This is a genomic window from Vibrio sp. 378 (assembly GCF_033339435.1).
Map to the genome: position 1 here is coordinate 1 of NZ_JAWOUO010000382.1, position 793 is coordinate 793.

The following is a 793-nucleotide window of genomic DNA, read 5'->3' on the forward strand; positions in this document are numbered from 1 at the left end:
CTGGATTACTTCGCTCGACAGCAATGCACCGAGATAAAGATCCTGGCTGATATTTTGATACAAAAGGTGGTGGTCATTCATACTCAAGCAAGAAGATGCGACCAAGCTTGGTTACGGTTGATGTAATGCGCCACATACGGGCAAACCGGTTCGATTTTATAACCCAGAGCTTCAATTTCTGGGAGTACCGCTTCCATCATTACTTTGCCATAACCTTTGCCGCGCAGCTCTTCTGGTACGACCGTCGATGTTATGTGCATCACATCATTTTTCAACTCGTAGACCACTTTTGCTTTGAAGTCTTGCTCTAAATCAACCCAAAAGAGGCCACTTTCAGTGTCGTGAATCACTTTATGCATATCTTCTTCTCTAATTTTGTTACGGATTTATTGAATCAAACTATATCACTGAATAAAATCATTACCACGCAAAGACACCCAGTCGTTTAGTGCTAAATTTCATAGCAGTCACCTCTTCTCAAATCAGGTACGACAATAAGAATGAGAAATATGATAACCAGTGCCAGAGACGGCAATCTACCTCTGCAGAGTAAGAGAGCACCAGAACGTCAGGCCACCACATTAAACAGCACCGATGCAATGGCGATGGTCGAGCACGGTAGTGAAGTCACTCTCAATGTGACCACGCCTGTTGGAACGAAGTTCATCACCACCAGTACGTTTGTCGGCTGCCACTCTAACAATACGGCATTGATCGAAGTTCCGAATATTTCCGATGAAGATTTGAAATTCTATTTTCAAGAAGGCTTTTGGATAAACGTAAAAGCGTATTC

The 793-nt window shown here is 43.0% G+C and carries 2 protein-coding genes; one reads left to right on the forward strand and one right to left on the reverse strand.

Features of this window, described 5'->3' with window-relative positions; translation table 11 throughout:
* Nucleotides 1-83: 83 nt before the first annotated feature.
* On the reverse strand, nt 84-359 hold the full coding sequence (locus R7Q48_RS26405; RefSeq protein ID WP_005462904.1) for a GNAT family N-acetyltransferase: 276 nt from the start codon (nt 357-359) through the stop codon (nt 84-86).
* Nucleotides 360-509: 150 nt separating this feature from the next.
* On the opposite strand from R7Q48_RS26405, the gene R7Q48_RS26410 reads away from it, so the two are divergent.
* The coding region (locus R7Q48_RS26410) for a flagellar brake domain-containing protein (protein WP_318133161.1) at nt 510-793 on the forward strand (284 nt) is incomplete at its 3' end.